Origin of the sequence: Ruania alba (assembly GCF_900105765.1) — a bacterium.
Taxonomy (GTDB): Bacteria; Actinomycetota; Actinomycetes; order Actinomycetales; family Beutenbergiaceae; genus Ruania; species Ruania alba.
Window position 1 is genome coordinate 463,995 of sequence record NZ_FNTX01000001.1, and the last position, 19,825, is coordinate 483,819.

Sequence of the window (19,825 nt, forward strand, 5' to 3'; positions counted from 1 at the left end):
CCCGGACCTGAACCGAGGAGCCGATGAGCACCTGGCAGCCCAGTACACGCGCACGGGAGCGGACCGCCTACCGTGAGGGCCGCCGTCGGCGATCATTTGCCGTAGCGCTGCTCAGCACGGTGATCGTGGCCGCCCTGGCCTGGTGGGTGCTGGTCACCTCACCGGGCTGGGAGCGCGCCCGGGAGACGTTCTTCGATCCGGCCGAGTTCGTCGACGTGCTCCCCGGGATCGCCGAGGGACTGTGGCTGAATCTGCGCGTGTGGATTATCGCCGGTGCGATCTCGATCGTGCTCGGTCTGCTGCTGGCGATCGCGCGGACCACTGCAGCGCCGGCGCTCTTCCCATTGCGCGCACTGGTCGTGGTGTACGTCGACATCTTCCGTGGAGTCCCCGTGCTGTTGGTGCTGCTGCTGGTGGGCTTCGGGCTGCCCGCCCTGCGATTACCGTGGCTGCCCGGGAATGCCGCCTTCCTCGGCTCGCTCGCCCTGGTGCTGACCTACTCGGCCTACCTGTCCGAGATCTTCCGCTCCGGGATCGAATCGGTGCACCCCTCGCAGGTGGCGGCCGCCCGCGCGCTCGGGCTCACCCGGGGGCAGACCACCCGGCGCGTGGTGGTGCCCCAAGCCGTGCGGAACGTGGTGCCGGCCTTGTTGAACATGGTGGTGGCGCTGCAGAAGGACTCCGGTCTGATCTCGGTGCTTGGCGCGGTAGACGCGATCCGGGTGGCCGAGATCGAGGTGACCGGCAGCTACAACTTCACCCCGTACGTGGCCGCCGGATTCCTGTTCCTGCTGGTCTCGGTGCCGCTCACCCGGGCCGTGGACACGTTCAACGCCCGCCGCGGTTGGCGCGGTGCCCGTGGGCCCGCGGGAGGTATCCGATGACGGCGCCTGTTCCGTCCGCTGTCGGCTCGTCATTGCTGCGGGTGAGCGGGCTGCGCAAGAGCTTCGGTGAGCATGTGGTGCTCGATGATCTGGACCTCGAGGTGCCCGAGCACGGATGCGTGGTGCTGATCGGGGCTTCCGGTTCGGGCAAGTCCACGCTGCTGCGTGCGATCGACCTGCTCGAGGACGTCGACGACGGGTCCATCGAGCTGCGCGGCGTGGACGTGGCGGATCCGTGGGTGGACGCCGATGCCGCCCGGGCGCGGATGGGCATGGTGTTCCAGGCCTACAATCTGTTCGGGCACATGAGCGTGCTGGACAACGTGACCCTGGCGCCGCGGCTCGTGCACGGGCGCGATCGTGCCGAGGCCGAAGATGCTGCGGTGGAGATGCTCACCCGCGTGGGGCTGGCGGACAAGATCCGCGCCTACCCGGACCAGCTTTCCGGCGGCCAGCAGCAGCGCGCGGCGATCGCCCGGGCCCTGGTGAACGATCCGGAACTGCTGTTGCTGGACGAGGTGACCTCGGCCCTGGACCCGGAGCTGGTGGGGGAGGTGCTGGAACTGCTGGCCGAGCTGCGCCGCGAGGGGATGACGATGCTCATCGCCACCCACGAGATGGCGTTCGCGCGGGACGTCGCCGACCAGGTGTGCTTCCTGCACGAAGGGCGCGTGCACGAGTCGGGCACGCCGGCTCAGGTGCTCGGCGATCCGCAGGAGACGAGGACGCGGGAGTTCCTCGCGCGGCTGCACGCCTGAACTGAAGGCGTAGGGCGGCTGGTTGTCCACAGTCTTGCGGACATGTGCAGCACATGAAACCCTGATCGAGTGAAGATGCTTCAGGTACGCAACCTCCCGGACGAGCTGCACGCGGCTCTGCGGGAGCGTGCCCGAAGCGAAGGGATGACGATGTCGGACTACGTGACCAAGGTGCTGGAGCGAGACCTCTCCAAGCCGTCGCTCGCGGAATGGATCGCCGAGCAGAGGCGGAACAATGAGCCGCGACGGGAGATCGATGTGCTCGCTGCTCTTGATGCTGCGCGTACCGAGTATGACCCTGACGAGCGCTTTCCGAACCGGTGAGGGTTGTCCTGGACGCGAGTGCAGGGGTCGATGCTGTGCTCGCGAACTATCGCGGTTCTCGGGTGCTCGACGCGATGCAGGGGGCCGAGCTCTTGGCGCCGTGTTTGATCGACTCCGAGGTGATGTCGGCCTTGGCCCGCATGGAGCGGGCGAGTTCCATCAGCGCGGCTGAGGCGAGGCGCGGGCTGGATGCCTGGCTGCGGCTCGCATGCGAACGAGTGCCCTCAGAACACCTACTCCACGACGCGTGGTCTCGAAGAGCGGCCCTGCGCGTCTCGGACGCTCAGTACGTGGCGCTTGCCGCTGGGCTAGGCGCGCCGCTGCTCACGTGTGATGCTCGACTGGCGCGGTCGCCGGTCGCCGGTGTGCAGATCCAGCTGATCGCCTGAAGCCGGAGGCACCCCTCACATCCCCTTCGGGTGCCATACCGTCTTCGTCTCGGTGAATGCGAGGATCGCCGCCAGCGACTGCTCGTTCTTCCAGTTCGGCTCGCTCTCGGTGGCCGGTCGTCGCACCCGCTTGAGGTTCTCGGCAGCGTCCGCCTCCACCTCGCCCCAGGTCGCGTCCGCGGCTCCGACGGCACCGGCCAGGTCCAGGGCGTTCACGTCCAGGTGACGCGCCAGGGGAGTGGCGAGCTCCGCCGTCCTGCCGGTGAGCACGTTGACCACACCGCCGGGGACGTCGGAGGTGGCGAGCACCTCGGAGAGGGTGATCGCGGGCAGCGGGCGGTCCTCGGAGGACACCAGGACGGCCGTATTCCCGGTCACCAGGATCGGTGCGAGCACCGAGACCAGTCCGAGCAGTGAGGACTTCTGCGGCGCAAGCACTGCCACCACACCGGTGGGCTCGGGCACCGAGAGGTTGAAGTACGGGCCGGCCACCGGGTTCGCGTTCCCGGCCACCTGGGCCACCTTGTCCGTCCAGCCCGCGTACCAGACCCACCGGTCGATCGCGGCGGAGACGGCATCCTCAGCCCGCCGCGGGGTGAGCCCCTCCCCGGCAGCCACATCGGCCACGAACTGGGCCCGGCGTCCCTCCAGCAGCTCGGCCACCCGGTACAGCACCTGCCCGCGGTTGTACGCCGTCGCCCCTGCCCACCCGGGCTGTGCCGCCCGGGCGGCGCGAACGGCATCGCGTGCGTCCTTGCGGGAGGCCTGGGCAGCGTTCGCCGCGAACTTTCCCTTGGCGTCGACCACCTCGTAGGTGCGGCCGGACTCCGAGCGGGGGAACTTCCCGCCGATGAACAGCTTGTACGTCTTGCGCACGTCCACCCGTGCCGCCGTCGTGGTGCTCATCGGCCGATCCCTCCCTTGAGGTAGGGCGCCAAGCCATGGCGGCCCCCTTCGCGCCCGTACCCGGACTCCTTGTACCCACCGAACGGGCTGGTCGGGTCGAACCGGTTGAAGGTGTTCGCCCACACCACCCCGGCGCGCAGCTTGTCCGCCATCGCGAGGATGCGCGACCCCTTCTCGGTCCAGATGCCGGCCGACAGGCCGTAGGGGGTGTTGTTCGCCTTCGCTACCGCCTCGTCCGGGGTGCGGAACGTCAGCACCGACAGGACCGGCCCGAAGATCTCCTCCCGGGCGATCCGGTGCGCAGCCGAGACGTCGGTGAACACCGTGGGGGCGAAGAACCACCCGGTCTCCGGCATCGGGCAGTCACTGGTCCAGCGTGTGGCGCCCTCGTCCTCCCCGGCCTGGGTGAGCTCGCGGATCCGGTCCAGCTGGCGGGCGGAGTTGATGGCGCCCACATCGGTGTTCTTGTCCATCGGGTCGCCCACCCGGAGGGTGCCGAGGCGGTCCTTGAGCCGGTCGGTCAGCTCGTCGGCGATCGACTCCTGCACCAGCAGCCGGGACCCGGCGCAGCACACCTGCCCCTGGTTGAAGAAGATGCCGTTCACGATGCCCTCGATGGCCTGGTCGATCGCGGCGTCCTCGAACACGATGTTCGCGGCCTTGCCGCCCAGTTCCAGGGTGGCGGGCACCCGGGAGCCGGCCAGCTGCCGAGCGATCTGCCGCCCGACGGCGGTGCTCCCGGTGAAGGCCACCTTGTCCACTCCCGGATGGGTCACCAGCGCCTGGCCGGTCGCACCGGCCCCGGTGACGATGTTCACCACCCCGGCCGGCAGGTCGGCCTGGCGCACCAGGTCGGCGAACAGCAGCGCCGTCAGCGGAGTGGTCTCGGCCGGCTTGAGCACCACCGTGTTCCCGGCGGCCAGCGCGGGGGCGATCTTCCACGCCAGCATCAGCAGCGGGAAGTTCCACGGGATCACCTGCGCGGCCACCCCGTGCGGCGTGGGGTTCGCCCCGAACCCGGCGTGCTCGAGCTTGTCCGCCCAGCCGGCGTAGTAGAAGAAGTGCGCGGCCGCCGTCGGGATGTCGACATCGCGGGATTCCCGGATCGGCTTGCCGTTGTCGAGGGTTTCCAGCACGGCGAACTCGCGGGCGCGCTCGGCCAGCAGCCGGGCGATCCGGAACAGGTACTTGGCTCGTTCGGAGCCCGGCATCGGGCCCCACACCTGGGTCTGCGCCTTGCGGGCGGCCTTGATAGCGCGGTCGATGTCGGCCTCGTCCGCCTCGGCAACTTCGGCGAGGACCTCCTCGGTGGCCGGGTTGATGGTCTTCATCGCCTGCCCGGAGGAGGCTTGCGTGAACTCGCCGTCGATGAACAGCCCGTAGGAGGAGTCGATGTCGACGACAGCGCGCGACTCCGGGGCGGGGGCGTACTCGAAGCGGGACATAGCAGCCTTCAGTCTCAGTCGATCGTGGCGTAGTCGGGGCCGGAGTAGGCGCCGTGGGCGAGCTTCTGGCGCTGCAGCAGCACATCGTTGAGCAGTGAGGAAGCGCCGAACCGGAAGAACGCCGGGTCCAGCCATGCTTCCCCGGCTACCTCGTTCACGGCCACCAGGTACTTGATCGCATCCTTGGAGGTGCGGATCCCACCGGCGGGTTTCACCCCCACCTGCACTCCGGTGGCGGCGAGGAAGTCGCGCACTGCCTCGAGCATGAGCACCGTCACCGGCAGGGTCGCGGCGGGGGAGACCTTCCCGGTGGAGGTCTTGATGAAGTCGGCCCCGGCCAGCATGGAGAGCCAGGAGGCGCGGCGCACATTGTCATAGGTGGACAGCTCGCCGGTCTCCAGGATCACCTTCAGGTGCGCGGGTTCTCCGGTGCGCTGCTGGCAGATCTCCCGGACGGCGACGATGTCATCGAAGGCCTTCCGGTAATCGCCGGACAGGAAGGCGCCCCGGTCGATCACCATGTCGATCTCCTCGGCGCCGGCCTCCACCGCATCGGTGGTGTCAGCGAGACGGGAGGTGTGTCCTGCTCGCCCGGCGGGGAACGCCGTCGCCACGGCTGCCACGTTGATCGGTGACGAGCCTACGGCCTCCTTCGCCACGGTCACCATGTCCCCGTACACGCAGACGGCGGCCGGTCGGGGGCAGGAGAGATCGCCCGGTTCCGGGGTGCGCGCCTTCGCGACGAGGGAACGCACCCGACCCGGGGTGTCGGCGCCTTCGAGCGTGGTGAGGTCGATCATCGCGATGACCATGTCGAGTGCCCACGCCTTCGACGTGGTCTTAATCGACCGCGTGCCGAGCACGGCCGCCCGGCCATCCAGGCCCACCTTGTCCACGCCCGGCAGGCCGTGCAGGAAGGTGCGCAAGGCGCGGTTGCTCAGGTCGGCCGATCCGACGACGGCAGTCGCGTCCGCCGCGACCTGATCCGCCGTGCGCGTGGCCGGGTGGGTGCCGCCGCTGGTCGAGCGCGCTGGGGACGTCACAGTCATGGGGCGAGTGTATGTCACGTGTTCTTGCCTTCTCAGTGGTCGGTGCGCAAGGCAGATCTGGCGCGGTCGAGGCACTCGGTGAACACCTCCAGATCCCGCCACAGGTCCTCTGGGCGGACAGTGGTGCGGACCATCGCCCAGCCGCGCGACGCGATACCGCCTTCCATCATGAGGTTGTCGGACCAGCCGTGGTTCTCCACGACCCCGCCATCGGCGAGCCGCAGCGCCCCGTCTGACTCCTCGAGGGGGCCGAACACCTCGGCTACCCGATCGGCGTAGCTGCGCGGGTCGTTCGTGTAGGCGAAGGTGGGCTTCTTGCTGGCAATCATGTACCCGACCTCGTAGACGGTGCCCGGATCGGCGCTGATGCCGCGGAAGGGTGTGAGATTGGCGATGCACAGGTCGGCCGAGTCCATCAGTACCTCGTTGCGACGGCTGATAGCTAATCCGAGGTGATCGGTGTCGGCGTGCGCCGCGAACTCACCGTGCAACTCGGCGGGAGCGAAGCCGTAGGTACAGGCCAGCTCTCGCTTGTGTTCGATGAGTTCACGGCCGTCGTGGAGGAATACCTCAGGGCCGGCGAGATAGACGGTCAATGTCACGAGTGCCCCTGGATTGTCGCGGGGGTAAGATCTCGATCTGCTCCCCGGTCCAGGAGGGCGTCGACGTCGCCAGCTGTGGGGATGCTTGGTGAGGCACCTGCGACGGTGACGGCGAGGGTGCCGGCGGCCATCCCACGTCGGACGGCGTCGTCGGGGGTGAGTCCAGCAGCCAACGAGCCGGCCAGGTAGCCCGCAAACGCGTCACCGGCCGCCGTCGTGTCGACCACGACGATCTCGTGTTGGGCATCGAGGGCGTGAGAGTCGGACTTGGTGACGACGACAGCCCCGTCCCCAGCCCGAGTGATGATCGCCGTGCCCACACCGTGGGCGGTGAACCAGTGGCCCGCGGTCACGGCACTCTCGACGTCCGTTACCTGGATCCCGGTGAGTTCGGTGGCCTCGGTCTCGTTCGGCGTCACGATGTCCACCAGGGCCCAGATTTTCTCGGGTAGTGGCGCTGCTGGCGCTGGGTCCAGGATTGTGGTCAGACCTGCCGAGCGTCCGCACTGCAACGTGTGAGCCACGATGTCCAACGGTGTCTCCAGCTGTGTCAGCAGCACGCGGCAGTTCCGTCGAGTCGATGCCACCGCGGTGTCGACGTTCTCGACTGTCAGCGCCGCATTCGCGTTCGGGACGATGACGATGTCGTTCTCTCCGTCCTCGGTCACGCGAATATGGGCGAGGCCGGTCGGCCCTTCGACAGGAATGAGATGGCTCAGGTCGATCCTGTGATCGGAGAGCTCGTCGTTGATCATCGTCCCGAAGGCATCGGTGCCCACGCAGCCGACGAAGTAGGTGGGCGCGCCGCTCGCTGCCGAAGCGATGGCCTGATTGGCGCCTTTCCCGCCGGGAACGAGCGTGGAACCGCCACCTCGGACCGTCTCTCCTGGGCGCGGGCTTCGGGCGCTCCGGGCAGTGACGTCGATCGTCGCGCTGCCTACGACGAGGACGCCGGAGTCAGGAACGCGAGCATTCATGCATGGACCTTTCAGCTCGGATGGTCACGACGAGTGATCGCGCGGTACAGCGAGACGGTGTAATCGTCCCGGTCGGTCGCAGCGCAACCGCAGGACTCACGGCGGACGAGATGGACCGGGAGTAAAGTGGCCGCGCTCATCCGTCCCGGGTCTGCAATGCGTTCGATGAGCCGCTCGACGGCCGCCCTGCCGATCTCAGCGAACGGTTGAGCCATCGTGGTCAACGAGGGGGTGACATCCGCTCCGGTGGGGATGCCGTCGAAGGAGACCAGCGCGACGTCCTCGGGGCAGCGCAGCCCCAGATCATTGAGCGCTCGCATCACGCCGAGTGCTTGCTCGTCGCTGGCGCAGAAGATCGCATCGACCTCAGCGGACTCGATCATGCGGGTGGTCTCGCGATATCCCGCTGCTCGCTGGAAGACGGCATGTCGGAGGAGATGGTTCTCTGGCTCGATCCCCCGGCTGGTCATCGCGGACCGCCACCCCGATACCCGCTCGACTGTTGAGCGCACGTTGGCAGGGCCAGCGATGCACCCGATTCTGCGCCGCCCGTGCTCGAGCAGGTGATTCGTTGCTTGAAATCCGCCCTCCCAGTTGCCCACCATGACCGTGGCTACTTCGGCCCCTCCCGGGACGTACCGGTCGATCGCGACCCACGGAAGGCCCCGCTCCTTGAGATGCTCCAATCCGCTCATCCCGGCGTGCGCAGGGAGCAGGATCAGCCCGTCGACGCGGCGCTCGACGAAACTGCGGATGTACTGCTCCTGCAGTGCGCCGTCCTCGCCGGAGTCGCCCACCATGAGCGCCAGCGAGGATTCGAATGCCTCCCGTTGAATCGAGTGCATCAGCTCGGTGAAGAACGGGTTTGCCAGGTCGGGCACGATCAGCCCGATCGTCATAGTTCGTTGCGTGCGCAGTGACCGGGCAACGTGGTTCGGCCGGTAGTCAAGGTCCCTGACGGCTTTCAGGACGCGATCGCGAGTGTCGGGCGAGACCTTGCGTGGGCCGCCATTCAGGACATAACTCACCACGGCCGGGGACACGCCGGCGCGTTCGGCGACGTCGGCCCGCCGGGCCGGCGGCTGAGATCCTCCGTTCATGTGTCCTCCTTCAGCAACACGAGTTGATCGTATCAGACGTTGAAAGACTGCGGAAAAATGACGCACTCTTGACACAGAATCAACAGAATGCTCTACTCGTATTGCTCACAACGAGGTGGTGATGACATGTCAGGGTCGATGACTCTGCAGGAACCGCGGACCGATCCGCGAACCCGTGGACGGGCGGCACAGGCGCGAGCCCTTCGCGCTCGTCGACCAGGCTGGTCCTTTGTGCTTGCCGGTGCGATCGTGATCGGTGTCTTCCACGTCGGCGCGATCATCTTCGACGTGGTGATGTCGTTCACGGACTGGAGTCTCGCGGGAGCGACGTTCAACTACGGTCAGAACTATGCGGACCTGATCGCCAGTGCCGAGTTCGTCAACGCGTTGGCTGTGACCCTGTTCTATGTGCTCGGCACCGTTCCGGTGACCTTGGCGCTGGCGATGCCGATCGCGTACTTGATGCACACCACGCTGGCGCGGTACTCGATCTATCGAATCCTGGTTTTTACGCCGTACGTGGTGCCGACCGTTGCCGGCGCGCTGATCTTTCAGACAGTGTTCGGACCGACGCCCGGCAGTCTCGCGAACGCGTTGCTCGGGATCTTCGGTGCGGAACCGCGCACCTGGCTGCTGGATGGCAACGGACTCTTCGCCATCCTCCTGGACCCGCTCGGCGTACAGCTGAGCGGCCTCTGGGCGGGACCCAGCGTGGCGCTGATGGTGGTGACCGTGGTTCAGGTCTGGAACCTGCTCGGCTTCACTGTGGTGGTGCTGCTGGGGGCCCTATCCAACGTCGATCCGAGCATGTTCGAGGCTGCTCGCATCGATGGTGCGGGTGGGGTCCGGTTGTTCCGCAACATCGCCATGCCGCTGGTCAAGCCGACCCTGCTCTTCCTCTCCGTGGCGCTAACGGTGTTCACGATGCGTGAGTTCAACCTGCCGTATGTGCTCGCCGGCGGCGGCCCGTTCGGCAGCACCGAGACCCTCTCGCTGATGATGGTGCGCCAATTCTGGGAAGACAACCAATTGGGCATGGGCGCGACCACGGCGATCGTCCTTGCCCTGCTGATCGTGGGTCTGAGCTGGGTTCAGTTCAAGGTGAGCAAGGGAGAGCAGTATGACTGAGAACGCTGTCCGAAGTCGACCTGCTGCACCGGTGGCTCGACGCCGACCTCGGGGTAGAAACAGGGGTCTCGTCGCCTCCCATATCGTGATCGGGCTGGCCGTCCTCGTGATGATCTTCCCGTTGTACTGGATGCTCTCGACGGCGCTGAAGGATCTGCAGGAAGCGCTCGCCGTCCCGCCGACGCTCTGGCCAACCTCGCCCAGCCTGGAGGCCTTCCCGGACGCACTCAGCGAGGCGCCGTTCGGGCGCTACGTGGCCAATACCGTCCTGGTCGCCAGCGTGACGGCGGTCGCGAACGTGTTCATCGGCGCGATGACAGGGTACGGGCTCGCCCGCGGCGCGTTTCGCGGTAAGCGGCTCGTCCTCGCGATGATCCTGATCGCTGCCATGGTGCCGAGCGAAGCCACGTTCATCCCCAACTACGTTTTGATCCGGGAACTCGGCTGGTACGACACCTACGCAGCCCTGATTGTGCCGTGGCTGGTCACCGCATTCAGCATCTTCTTGTTCCGCCAGAGCTTCCTCACCTTCCCCGAGTCGCTCGCCGAGGCAGGTCGCCTCGACGGCGCCTCCGAGTGGCGGATCTTCTGGTCCATCGTGTTCCCGATCGCGCGGTCGACCTCGCTGACCGTTCTCATCCTCAGCTTCCTGTGGTCGTGGAACGCCTTCCTCTGGCCCCTGCTCGTCACCTCGAGCACCGAGATGCGCACCCTGCAACTGGGGTTGTCCGTGTTCCAGACCGAGGGCGGGGTCTACGTGAACCTCCTAATGGCTGCGACGACGCTCGCCGTGATCCCTGTGATCGTCATGTTCGCCATCACTCAGAAGTACGTCATCAACGGGATCGGTCAAGGAGCAATCAAATGACACGCAGACGCACCCGTGTACTCGCGGGCACGAGCATGGCAGCCGCACTGGTGCTGGCGGGCTGTGCTCCCAGCGAGGAAGACGGTCCCACCGACATTGCTACAGCAATCGAAGAGGACGTGACCATTTCCTTCTGGCACGTCTATCAGGGTGCTGACCAGGAGGCCATCGATGCACTTGTCGCATCGTTCGAGGACGAGCACCCACAGGTCAGCGTCGAGGTGCAGTACACCGGCGGCTTCGGGGAGCAGAATCAGAAGATCATCTCCTCGCTCCAGGCGGGCGACCCTCCGAACGTCGCGATCGCATTTCCGGCCCAGGTGCTCGACTACGAGACCTCCGGTCTTGTGCTCGACCTCACCTCGTATATCGAGAGTCCCGAGGTGGGCCTCGGCGAGGATGAGCTCGCCGACATCTTCGAGATCGAGCGAACCATCAATCGCTACGACGTGGCAGACGGCAACTACCTGAGTTTCCCGTTCACCGCCAACGTCATGGTCATGTACTACAACGAAGACCTGTTGGGCTCGGTGGGGATCGACGATCCGCCGGCTACCTGGGACGACTTCGCTGAGCAGTGCGCCATCATCAAGGACGAGCTGGATCTGCCCTGCTTCTCCGCCCGGGGCGACGGATCGTCGATGAACGGTGTGGCCGGAGCTTTCGGTGGGCTGATCCGGGACGAGACAGGCGCTCCCGCCGTGGACAGTGCGGAGTGGCTTGAGGCATTGCAGATGTTCGAGGATCTCGCCGCCTCCGGGTACGTCGAGGTGGCGGGCGGTGGCACGGCGCAGGTGACCGGCCCCGACCTGCAGTCCTTCATCTCCGAACGTGCGGCGTTCGTTCTCGGGACCAGCCGGAACATCGGCTTCTTCCCGGACGCGATCGGAGATGCATTCTCCTGGCAGGCAGCACCGCCGCCACAGGCCGCCGCGACCGACGCGCCCGTCACGGTGCTGTACGGCCCAGGTGTGACTGCCTTCGACTCGGACACCGCACAGGAGGACCTCGCGTCCTGGCTGTTCATGGAGCACCTGGCCAGCGCCGAGTCGCAGGAGGCGTGGGCGCTGTCGACAGGACAGCTGCCGATTCGCGAGTCGGTGGCAAACTCGGAGGCGTTCCAGGCCGAGCTCACCGACGACCCCGCCACCGCGGTCGCCTACGGATTGGTCCCAGACACCGTATGGGACGGAGCGCTCGGACCCAACGGCGTGATCGCCGGCATCTCCCAGCAGGAGCGTGAGTTGCTCGCCAGCGTGATGAACGCCGTCCTGCTGGGCGACATGGACGCTGAAACTGCGCAGCAACAGCTGATCACCGGGGTCTCGTGACGACAGGACCGTCCGTTCTGGCCAATCGTGGCCCGGACGGACGGTCCGAGACCAAGGCCAGGGACGGCGTCGGGACAAGAGGAAGGACTCACGAGATCGTGTACGGAGATGGACATAGGAGCGGGCGAACGGTTGCAGACGCGGAGCCGTCGTGGCCGGCGCACCACGTTGCCAAGAACGATCGACCGAACGTGCTGGTGGTGATGCTGGACGACACGGGCTTCTCCGATCTTGGCTGCTACGGCTCCGAGATCCGCACGCCTACGATTGACAGGCTCGCCGCCGCCGGGCTGCGGTACTCCAACTTCCACGTGACACCGCTGTGCTCGCCGACCCGCGCCAGTCTGCTGACGGGACGGAACCATCACTCGGTCGGGATGCGATTCCTCGCTGACCTCGACACCGGGTACCAGAATTCCCGGGGCCGCGTCGACCCCGACGTGACGACCTTGCCAGCGGCGCTCCGCGAACGCAGCTACGGCACCTATCTCGTGGGGAAGTGGCACCTGACCCCTGCGCACGAGATCACGCCGTCAGGGCCCTACCAGAACTGGCCGCTGGCCAAGGGTTTCGACCGCTTCTACGGTTTCCTCGACGGATGCACCGATCAGCACACACCCGAGTTGTACGAGGACCACCACCAGGTCTCGCCTGGTGCCGACGGGTACCACCTGTCCACCGACCTGTGCGACCGCGCGATCGGTTACGTCACCGAGCATGTGACGTTCCGCCCTCACGACCCGTTCTACCTGCAACTGGCCTTCGGGGCGACCCATGCGCCGTTCCAAGCCCCAGAGGAGTACATCGCCCCCTACCGCGACATCTTTGCGAAGGGCTGGGACCGCACGCGTACGGACCGGCTGCACCGCCAAGTCGAACTCGGCATCGTGCCGGAGGAGACCGCTCTGGCGGACCGGAACCCGAGCGTGCCGGCGTGGTCCGATCTCAGCGACGATGAGCAAGAACTGTACGTGCACCTCCAAGCCGCCTACGCCGGGTTCCTCGAGCATGCGGACGCCCAGCTCGGCCGCGTGATCGAGGCACTTGAGCGGACTGGCGAGCTCGACAACACGATCGTCATGGTGATGTCGGACAACGGCGCCAGCCGTGAGGGTGCCCGCAACGGTGGTGTGGACACGAATGTGGTGTACTCCCACGTGCCGTACTCGCTCGAACAACAGCGCCGGCGTCTCGGCGAGATCGGCGGCCCTGGTGCCGGTGCGCACTACCCAGAAGGGTGGGCGATGGCGGGGAACACGCCGTTCCGGTACTGGAAGCAGTTCGTCGACCTCGGCGGGGTTCGGTCACCGTTGATCGTTCACTGGCCCGAGGGTGTTGCCGACGTGGACGCGGTACGTTCGCAGTTCGCACATGTGATCGATCTGGCGCCGACGGTGCTGGACTGTGCGGGCGCTGAGCCTTCCCCGCAGATGCATGGCGAGTCGATCGCCGAGTCGTTCCGACGGTCTGCCGCGCCCCCCACGCGCAGCACGCAGTATTGGGAGATGTTCGGGCACCGAGCGATCCTGCACGGGCGCTGGCGGGCTGTGACTGCGCACGAGGAAGGAGCCGGGTACGACCTGAGCGAGTGGCGTCTGTACGACACCGAGACCGACTTCGCCGAGACCACCGATGTCGCGGCTGACCACCCCGATGTGGTGCAGCTGCTCGATGAGTTGTGGTGGCGCGAAGCGGAGCTGCACGGTGTCTTCCCCGTCGACGACCGCCCCTTGAAGCTCCTGCTCAACGAGGGAGTCGGAGTTCGGCTCGGGCTGGCCGGTCAGGACCAGGTGGTGCTGCGTCCGGGGGCTGGGCATGTGCCGGTGTCGACCAAGCTTGCCGGCATCGGGCGCTCGCAGCGCGTGCGCGCGCATCTGCACGCGTGGGACTCCTCGCACGAAGGCGTGATGCTGGCCAGTGGGACCGGCTATGGCGGGTATGTCCTCTACATTCAGGGCGGGCAGCTCGTCTTCGAGCATGTTGCGATAGGGGAACGCGTTCGCGTCCAAGGCCGGCTCACCACAGCCGGTGATGTCACGGTCGGATTCGAGGTCCGCACCGCCGATGACCATTCGGCACAGGTGCGCTTGTTGCAGGGTGAGGAGGAGATCGGGAAGGTCGATGTTCCCTTCACGTTCGGGCATCTCTCCTTCTGGGGTGTGGATGTGGGCCGGGACCGCCTGTGCCAGGTCTCCGACGCCTATCCGGGTGAGTTCGCGTTTCCGGACGAGGTCCTGGATCGGGTGGAGATCACCGTGTTGTCTGCCTTGAACGAGGACGATCTGGTCGATCTCGCGATGCGGGAGTCGTGACGATGAGCGCCCCATACATTCTGGACGTCGATACCGGGACCGATGACGCGCTCGCGCTGATCCTGGCAGCGCGCCACCCAGACATCGATCTGCGCGCCGTCACATGCGTGGCTGGGAACACCAGCATCGAGAACGTCGTCCGAAACACCGGTGCGGTCCTGCAAGCGATCGGCGCCCCCGGTATGCCGGTGGCAGGCGGTGCCGAGCGACCGCTGCTGGAGCCGCATCGGGATGCCGATCACGTGCACGGCGTGAATGGACTCGCCGGGATCGACCTCCCTGCTTCGCTGGTGCCGCCAGCGCGGGTCCATGCAGTGGAACTGCTCCGGCAGCAACTGACCTCAAGCGAACAGCCGATCACTCTGGTGGCGCTGGGCCCCTTGACCAACGTGGCGCTGCTACTGCGCATGTACCCGGCGGCAGCAGCACGGATCGGACGGATCGTGCTGATGGGTGGGTCAGCCTCGGTGGGAAACGCCACCCCAGTGGCAGAGTTCAACGTGTGGCACGATCCCGAGGCCGCCGCCGTCGTGTTCGGCACGTCCGTGCCGCTGACCATGTACGGGTTGGACGTCTTCACCGGCCTGCAACTGACGGACGATCAGGTCGCGAATATGGCGGGAGCGGAGGATCCTGGGGCGAACCTCGTCCACCGGATCCTGACCGGTCGGCCGACGCTCGTCGACGAAGGGTATGGATTGGGCGACGCCGGCGCAGTCTGTGCGGCTGTTGACCCGGCAGGCATGGAGACGGAGCGTGCACGGGTTGCCGTGGAGTGCGGCGGTGTCCTCGCGCGTGGTCAGACGATCGTAGACCGTCGTGCTCGGCCGGGAGAGGCGGACCTGCGCGGTGCGCGCTTCGGCGAGTACGCCGAGGTGGGCCTGGCTATCGACGTGGACCGATACCGCGAGCTGTTCCTGCGACATGCATGCCAGGTCGAGAGCGGTGTCCATGGACGTCGTGATGCGCGTGCGCAGGTCCGGGCAGGGTGAACGCCGTCGAACAGCGAGAGTACGGACGTAGGAGGAGAACGAGATGACGACAGAGCACGGAGCCGATGCGGCACCCGGAAGCCCATCTGGCTCGGCAGCGAATCGGCGGCCGGACGTTGTCCTGCTCATCTGTGATCAGATGCAGGCACAGCGATTGTCCTGGGGTGACCCCTCCCTGACCCCCAACATCGACGGCCTCGCGGCCCGCGGTGCTACTTTCGACCGGGCGTACTGCTCCTCCGCGCAGTGCACCCCGTCGCGGGCGTCTTTGCAGACAGGGCTGTATCCGCACGAGGCAGGTGTGATGGTCATCTACGGCTTTGGTGGGCACACCGGCCACCTGGACGACCGGCACACCACGATCGCTCATGCGTTCTCCGAGGCCGGCTATTCCACCGCCCTGTTCGGGAAGTCGCACTTCGGCTATCCGATCGACCGTCTGGGGTACGACGGCGGTGTCGAACGCGGGGCGGGGAGTTCCATGGCGAAGGTCGACCGCCAGATCTCCGACGACGCCATCGAGTACGTTGCTGACCACGACCCGGACCGGCCGATGTTCCTGGTGGTTTCGTGGCACCAGCCGCATCCACCGTTCGAACCGGTCGAGGAGTATCTCGAGCGGGCGCGGGATGCGGTCGAGATCCCGGCCTCGTTCGACGACGATCTCGCCGGTCGACCGCTCTACCAGACGGCGCGACGTAGCCACCGTGAGGGTAGCTACACGGAGGAGGGACTGCGCGAGGAGCAGGCCGAGTACCTGTCGATGATCGCGGCCATGGATCACGAGGTGGGCCGGGTGTTGGATGCCGTGGCGGCCAGAGAGCGGGAGTCCGTGGTGGCGTTCACCTCTGACCACGGCGACATGATGGGTGGCCACGGGTTGCGACTGAAGGGGACGTTCCCGTACGAGGAACTGTTCAGAGTTCCATTGATCATTTCGGCACCACAGATCACTCCCGGGACCCGGGTGGACGGACTGACCGTCAACGTGGAGCTACCCGGCACGCTGCTCGATCTGGCGGGGGTGCAACGACCGGAGGTATGGCCCGATCGCCCTTCGGTTCCAAGTGTCGCCGGCGGTGGTGCCGGACCGGAACAGATCTTCATGGAGCATTATGGCTCGTACTGGGGTTTCCACCCGTTCCGCATGGTGCGCACTGATCGGTACAAGTATGTGCGGCACTACGGACCCGGTGAGGGTGACGCTGAGCTGTACGACCTGGTGGCGGACCCGCACGAGATGGTCAACCGTGCCTACGACCCCGACTTTCGACCCATTCGTGACGACCTGCACGAGCGGGTGGACACCTGGTGGGAGCAGACTGGTGGCCGGGACTGGAAGTACTACGAGTCCGACGAGTTCCGGCTCGGTGGTGCAGACACGCTCAGCTGGGACAACGAGCTGTGGGCACCGACCTGATCAGCGCCCCGAGACGTTCGGCCCGAACGCCTGCAGGTAGCGAGGTCCATGCGCTGACAGTTCACTCTTGAACTGGCGTGCCCAGGCCGAGTACGGGCGGGCGGCGAGCTGTTCGTTGGCGAACCGGTCGTCGTCGGAGATCTCGGTGGTGCAGAACGCCGGGATGGTCAGGTCCGTGACCGGGCCCTCGCGCTCACACTCGGCGATCACCAGCGGGGCGTTGGTGCCGAGGAACTGATCCAGCACCCAGCCGTCCTCGCCGAGCCAGACGGCGTGCCGCAGCTTGATCACCTTCGCTCCACCGCGGCGCACCATCTCCTCGGCCACGATCGGGTCGAGCTCGCGTTCGGCCTCGTAGCGAGTGCCGCCGGCGGCCGGGCCCTTGGCGGTGAGGGTGCACAACTCCCACTGCCCGGAGAGCTCGTTCAGGATGGTGGCGGCGTCGGTGGCCGTGTCGGCGCGGGCGAGCGTCGCGGGGGCGGGTGCCTGCAACCGCACCCGCAGGGCATACCCCTCGGAGGCGAGGAAGTAGGACTGCACGATCACGTCCGGCGTCGGTTCGTCCCACAGGTCGGTGGGCAGCGCGCGCACGAAGAACTTGCGCTCGAACTCGAAGTCGCCGTATCCGGCTTCACTCATACCGCTCAGGCTACCCGTCTGCCCCGGAATTGCCTGCGATCCCGCGCTGGTGGATGGGCGGACGGATAGAGAAGGATCCCCGATGTTCGCTGGAGCCCCGTCGCGGGTCGTTCAGGTGCGAGCCTCGTGCCGCGCCGGCTTCAGCCGCTGCGGCGCATCGGCGGCCGGCGTCCACTCGCAGGTGAACGTGCCGCGGTAGCCGAACAGGAACCCGAACACCGAGTTCACCACCCGCAGATCGATGTGGAACTGCCCCTCGGCGTCGTCATACCACTCCCGCAGCCGCGCCCGCCCGCTGAACAGCATCGGAAAGGGGAATCCGATCGGGCCGGCGTAGAAGCGTTGCGCGTCGGAGGTGAGCACCAGGCCGCCGCGATCGTCGGCGTGCAGCTCCAGGTCCACGGCCAGGTGCTGATGGGTGCCCAGGTAGTCCACGATCCCGCCGTCGGCGAGGATCATCGTGGCGTCGAAGCGACGCTGCCTGCCGCCGATCTCGTACTCGCGCACCACCGTCACGGTCTCGCGGCCGAACGGATCCAGGTAGGGATAGTTCTCCACCGCGAACGGCACGTGCGTGCCGACGTCCGGCACCAGGATGTTGCGCAGCCGGCCGATCTGCAGGAACGGGACCGTCCACCACGGGCCGCGGCGGATCTCCCACATCACCCCACGACCCGTGCATGCCTCACCGGAGTCCAGCCCCACACCGAACCGGCGCTGCATCATCGGGTGCAGGCGCTCGAACTCGGCCCCCATCGCACGGGCGAAGATCGACGTCATCAGTGGTGTCCCTTCGGTTCGGCCAGCGTGGCGAGCGTGGCAGGTGCATCAGCCAGGTGATTGGCCCGACGGCGGTTCCCGGGCGGGCCGCGCAGGCACCGCTTGGCCCGGGGTCGCTCCGCGCGCCAGACCCACAGCACACTATGCAGCGGCCAGACCTCGGGCGGTTCGTCCCGCTCGGCCCAGATGCGCAGCCGGTCGAAGCTCCACGCGGTCGCCCAGCCGAGCAGCGGCCGGGCAATGAGGTCCAGCAGCCGCCCCCAGCCCGGCTCGTAGTCGTATCCGGTGAGGAAACGCACCCCGGCCTGGGTGGGCACATAGCGCCAGTAGCCGCGCCCGGAGCGGATGGGGGAGAGGCGGTCGGTCGTGGCGAAGCGCAGCGCCGAGGTGCGGGTGCCATCCGGGCGGTGGGTCTCGCCGATGCTGATCCCGTCGCCGGCCACCGTATGCAGCGGCACCCTGCGGGTGTAGGTGAACCGCATCGCGCCGTCCGCCGTGGGTGTGGTCGGTGTGATCGAGGAGAACCGCAGGTCCCACCGGGCGTGCAGGGTTGGCTCCTGACTCAGCTGCCACACCCGATCGAGGGGCGCGGCGACCCCGATCTCCACATAGATCCCCCGCCGCCCCATACCCACGGAGCCTACGCCCGGGTGAGCCGTACTCGCCCGGGCGCGCTCCGCCGTCGGGAAGTTACACCCACTGCACCAGCTGGTAGATCACCCCGTTCGGGTCGGCCATCTGGAAGTACCGTTCACTCCACGGTTCGGTCTCGATCGGGGTGACGATCTCGGCACCCTCCCCGCGCAGGCGGGAGTAGTCAGCCTCGATGTCATCCACCTCGAAGACCACCAGCAGACCGTCAGCGGGCCCCGCAGCCGAGGCAGGCTTGAACGAGGACAAGCCGGTACGCAGGAAGATGAGATTGAGCGGGCTCTCGGTGTGGGTCAGCGAGACGAACCCCTCCGCGGACATCTGCTCGGTGAAACCGAGGTAGCGGGTGGCCCATGCGGCCGAGGTGGTCTCGTCGGCGACGTTCAGGGACAGGGCGGTGGCGGTGATGGCCATGGAACTCCAATCTATGTACGGTGTACGAAGATAGAGAACGGCCGGGTGCCAGAATGTATTCCCATGACCGTCGAACCTGAGCCAGACCGCCTGCTCGCACTGCTCTGGCGGGGGACCGTGACGGCGCCGAAGCGCCGCGGGCCGGTGCCGTCGCGGTCTGTGGATCAGTTGGTCCGCGCGGCGGTCGAGCTGGCCGATCAGGACGGCGTCCGGTCGCTCTCTGTCCGAGCCCTTGCCACCGCCGTCGGGATCGCGCCGATGTCGGTGTACACCCACGTGCCCGATAAGGACGGACTGCTGGTGCTGATGGTCGATGCGGTGCTGGGTGAGCTGCCCACCGGGCCCTGGGAGCGGTGGGGCTGGCGACGGCGGGTGCGTGAGGTGGCCGACGCGCACCGGGCCTTGCTCGTCGCGCACCCATGGCTGATCGATGCCGAGGCGTTGAACCGACCAGCGCTGGGGCCTGGGGGAATCGCTGCCTACGAGTGGGAGCTCGGGGCACTCACCCCGCTCGGACTGGACGACCTGAGCACCGACCACGCGCGCACCCTGGTGCTCTCGTTCGTGCGAGCACACGCCCGTTCCGAGCAGAACGTGGCGCGTGCGGTCGCTGCGTCCGGGATGGACGACATGCAGTGGTGGGCGGTGAACGGTCCACTGCTGGAGCAGGTGATCGACCCCACCCGATACCCGCTGGCCACCCGCATCGGTGCAGCGGCCGGCGCTGCCCAGGGCTCGGCGTATGACGGCGATCGGGCCTATGAGTTCAGCCTCGCGAGGATCCTGGACGGGATCGCGACAGCCTCCTGAGGCACTGGCGCCCCATCGAGTGCGTCCGATCTCGCCCATTTCTCAC

General features: G+C 67.0%; 21 protein-coding genes. 11 read left to right on the top strand and 10 right to left on the bottom strand.

The annotated features are described in order from the left end of the window. Window positions 1-23 precede the first annotated feature (23 nt). The 4 genes from BLU77_RS02105 to BLU77_RS23150 all read left to right on the top strand — a co-directional run bounded on the left by BLU77_RS02105 (window position 24) and on the right by BLU77_RS23150 (window position 2,355). On the top strand, window positions 24-884 hold the full coding sequence (locus BLU77_RS02105; protein WP_089771482.1) for an amino acid ABC transporter permease: 861 nt from the start codon (window positions 24-26) through the stop codon (window positions 882-884). After that, the gene (locus BLU77_RS02110; RefSeq protein WP_089771483.1) at window positions 881-1,642 is read left to right on the top strand and encodes an amino acid ABC transporter ATP-binding protein; all 762 of its coding nucleotides are present in this window, start codon (window positions 881-883) and stop codon (window positions 1,640-1,642) included. The genes BLU77_RS02105 and BLU77_RS02110 overlap by 4 nt, the downstream gene beginning before the upstream one ends. A 75-nt stretch (window positions 1,643-1,717) precedes the next feature. Further along, entirely contained in the window at window positions 1,718-1,966 is a 249-nt protein-coding gene (locus BLU77_RS02115) for a FitA-like ribbon-helix-helix domain-containing protein (protein ID WP_245708767.1), read from the top strand. Then, window positions 1,963-2,355 carry a type II toxin-antitoxin system VapC family toxin gene (locus BLU77_RS23150; protein WP_089771485.1) on the top strand — a complete coding sequence of 131 codons (393 nt, stop codon included), beginning with the start codon at window positions 1,963-1,965 and terminating at the stop codon, window positions 2,353-2,355. Before BLU77_RS02115 ends, BLU77_RS23150 begins: the two co-directional genes overlap by 4 nt. A 15-nt stretch (window positions 2,356-2,370) precedes the next feature. Here BLU77_RS23150 and BLU77_RS02125 read toward each other — a convergent pair whose 3' ends face one another. The 6 genes from BLU77_RS02125 to BLU77_RS02150 are packed head-to-tail and all read right to left on the bottom strand — an operon-like array spanning window position 2,371 to window position 8,434. After that, window positions 2,371-3,261 carry an aldehyde dehydrogenase family protein gene (locus BLU77_RS02125; protein ID WP_089771486.1) on the bottom strand — a complete coding sequence of 297 codons (891 nt, stop codon included), beginning with the start codon at window positions 3,259-3,261 and terminating at the stop codon, window positions 2,371-2,373. Further along, a complete protein-coding gene (locus BLU77_RS02130; RefSeq protein ID WP_089771487.1) occupies window positions 3,258-4,706 on the bottom strand; it encodes an aldehyde dehydrogenase family protein in 1,449 nt (482 codons plus the stop codon). The genes BLU77_RS02125 and BLU77_RS02130 overlap by 4 nt, the downstream gene beginning before the upstream one ends. A gap of 14 nt (window positions 4,707-4,720) precedes the next feature. After that, a complete protein-coding gene (deoC, locus tag BLU77_RS02135) occupies window positions 4,721-5,755 on the bottom strand; it encodes a deoxyribose-phosphate aldolase (RefSeq protein ID WP_089771488.1) in 1,035 nt (344 codons plus the stop codon). Between the two features lie 32 nt (window positions 5,756-5,787). Next, window positions 5,788-6,357 (bottom strand): nucleoside 2-deoxyribosyltransferase, encoded by a 570-nt coding sequence (locus tag BLU77_RS02140; protein WP_089771489.1) that lies wholly within the window; start codon window positions 6,355-6,357, stop codon window positions 5,788-5,790. Continuing rightward, the gene (locus BLU77_RS02145; RefSeq protein WP_089771490.1) at window positions 6,354-7,334 is read right to left on the bottom strand and encodes a ribokinase; all 981 of its coding nucleotides are present in this window, start codon (window positions 7,332-7,334) and stop codon (window positions 6,354-6,356) included. Before BLU77_RS02145 ends, BLU77_RS02140 begins: the two co-directional genes overlap by 4 nt. A gap of 11 nt (window positions 7,335-7,345) precedes the next feature. Further along, window positions 7,346-8,434 carry a LacI family DNA-binding transcriptional regulator gene (locus BLU77_RS02150; protein WP_089771491.1) on the bottom strand — a complete coding sequence of 363 codons (1,089 nt, stop codon included), beginning with the start codon at window positions 8,432-8,434 and terminating at the stop codon, window positions 7,346-7,348. Window positions 8,435-8,665: 231 nt separating this feature from the next. Here BLU77_RS02150 and BLU77_RS02155 point away from each other — a divergent pair, with 231 nt between their 5' ends. The 6 genes from BLU77_RS02155 to BLU77_RS02180 all read left to right on the top strand — a co-directional run bounded on the left by BLU77_RS02155 (window position 8,666) and on the right by BLU77_RS02180 (window position 16,485). After that, window positions 8,666-9,562 (top strand): carbohydrate ABC transporter permease, encoded by an 897-nt coding sequence (locus BLU77_RS02155; RefSeq protein WP_175476909.1) that lies wholly within the window; start codon window positions 8,666-8,668, stop codon window positions 9,560-9,562. An 85-nt stretch (window positions 9,563-9,647) separates the two neighbouring features. After that, entirely contained in the window at window positions 9,648-10,430 is a 783-nt protein-coding gene (locus BLU77_RS02160; protein ID WP_175476910.1) for a carbohydrate ABC transporter permease, read from the top strand. Beyond that, a complete protein-coding gene (locus tag BLU77_RS02165; protein ID WP_089771494.1) occupies window positions 10,427-11,761 on the top strand; it encodes an extracellular solute-binding protein in 1,335 nt (444 codons plus the stop codon). Before BLU77_RS02160 ends, BLU77_RS02165 begins: the two co-directional genes overlap by 4 nt. Window positions 11,762-11,958: 197 nt before the next feature. Then, complete coding sequence (locus tag BLU77_RS02170) at window positions 11,959-14,073, top strand: arylsulfatase (protein WP_281242099.1); 2,115 nt, start codon at window positions 11,959-11,961, stop codon at window positions 14,071-14,073. A 2-nt stretch (window positions 14,074-14,075) separates the two neighbouring features. Next, on the top strand, window positions 14,076-15,065 hold the full coding sequence (locus tag BLU77_RS02175; protein ID WP_089772910.1) for a nucleoside hydrolase: 990 nt from the start codon (window positions 14,076-14,078) through the stop codon (window positions 15,063-15,065). A gap of 43 nt (window positions 15,066-15,108) precedes the next feature. Then, entirely contained in the window at window positions 15,109-16,485 is a 1,377-nt protein-coding gene (locus BLU77_RS02180) for a sulfatase family protein (RefSeq protein ID WP_089771496.1), read from the top strand. On the opposite strand, the gene BLU77_RS02185 is transcribed toward BLU77_RS02180, so the two are convergent. The 4 genes from BLU77_RS02185 to BLU77_RS02200 all read right to left on the bottom strand — a co-directional run bounded on the left by BLU77_RS02185 (window position 16,486) and on the right by BLU77_RS02200 (window position 18,969). Beyond that, window positions 16,486-17,124 carry a CYTH domain-containing protein gene (locus BLU77_RS02185; RefSeq protein WP_089771497.1) on the bottom strand — a complete coding sequence of 213 codons (639 nt, stop codon included), beginning with the start codon at window positions 17,122-17,124 and terminating at the stop codon, window positions 16,486-16,488. Window positions 17,125-17,235: 111 nt separating this feature from the next. After that, window positions 17,236-17,904: a DUF4166 domain-containing protein gene (locus tag BLU77_RS02190; RefSeq protein ID WP_089771498.1), complete on the bottom strand. Its 669-nt coding sequence runs from the start codon at window positions 17,902-17,904 to the stop codon at window positions 17,236-17,238. After that, window positions 17,904-18,533 carry an SRPBCC family protein gene (locus BLU77_RS02195; RefSeq protein ID WP_175476911.1) on the bottom strand — a complete coding sequence of 210 codons (630 nt, stop codon included), beginning with the start codon at window positions 18,531-18,533 and terminating at the stop codon, window positions 17,904-17,906. Before BLU77_RS02195 ends, BLU77_RS02190 begins: the two co-directional genes overlap by 1 nt. Before the next feature lie 61 nt (window positions 18,534-18,594). Beyond that, window positions 18,595-18,969 (bottom strand): VOC family protein, encoded by a 375-nt coding sequence (locus tag BLU77_RS02200; protein WP_089771499.1) that lies wholly within the window; start codon window positions 18,967-18,969, stop codon window positions 18,595-18,597. A gap of 63 nt (window positions 18,970-19,032) precedes the next feature. On the opposite strand from BLU77_RS02200, the gene BLU77_RS02205 reads away from it, so the two are divergent. Beyond that, window positions 19,033-19,779: a TetR/AcrR family transcriptional regulator gene (locus tag BLU77_RS02205; RefSeq protein ID WP_089771500.1), complete on the top strand. Its 747-nt coding sequence runs from the start codon at window positions 19,033-19,035 to the stop codon at window positions 19,777-19,779. Window positions 19,780-19,825 lie beyond the last annotated feature (46 nt).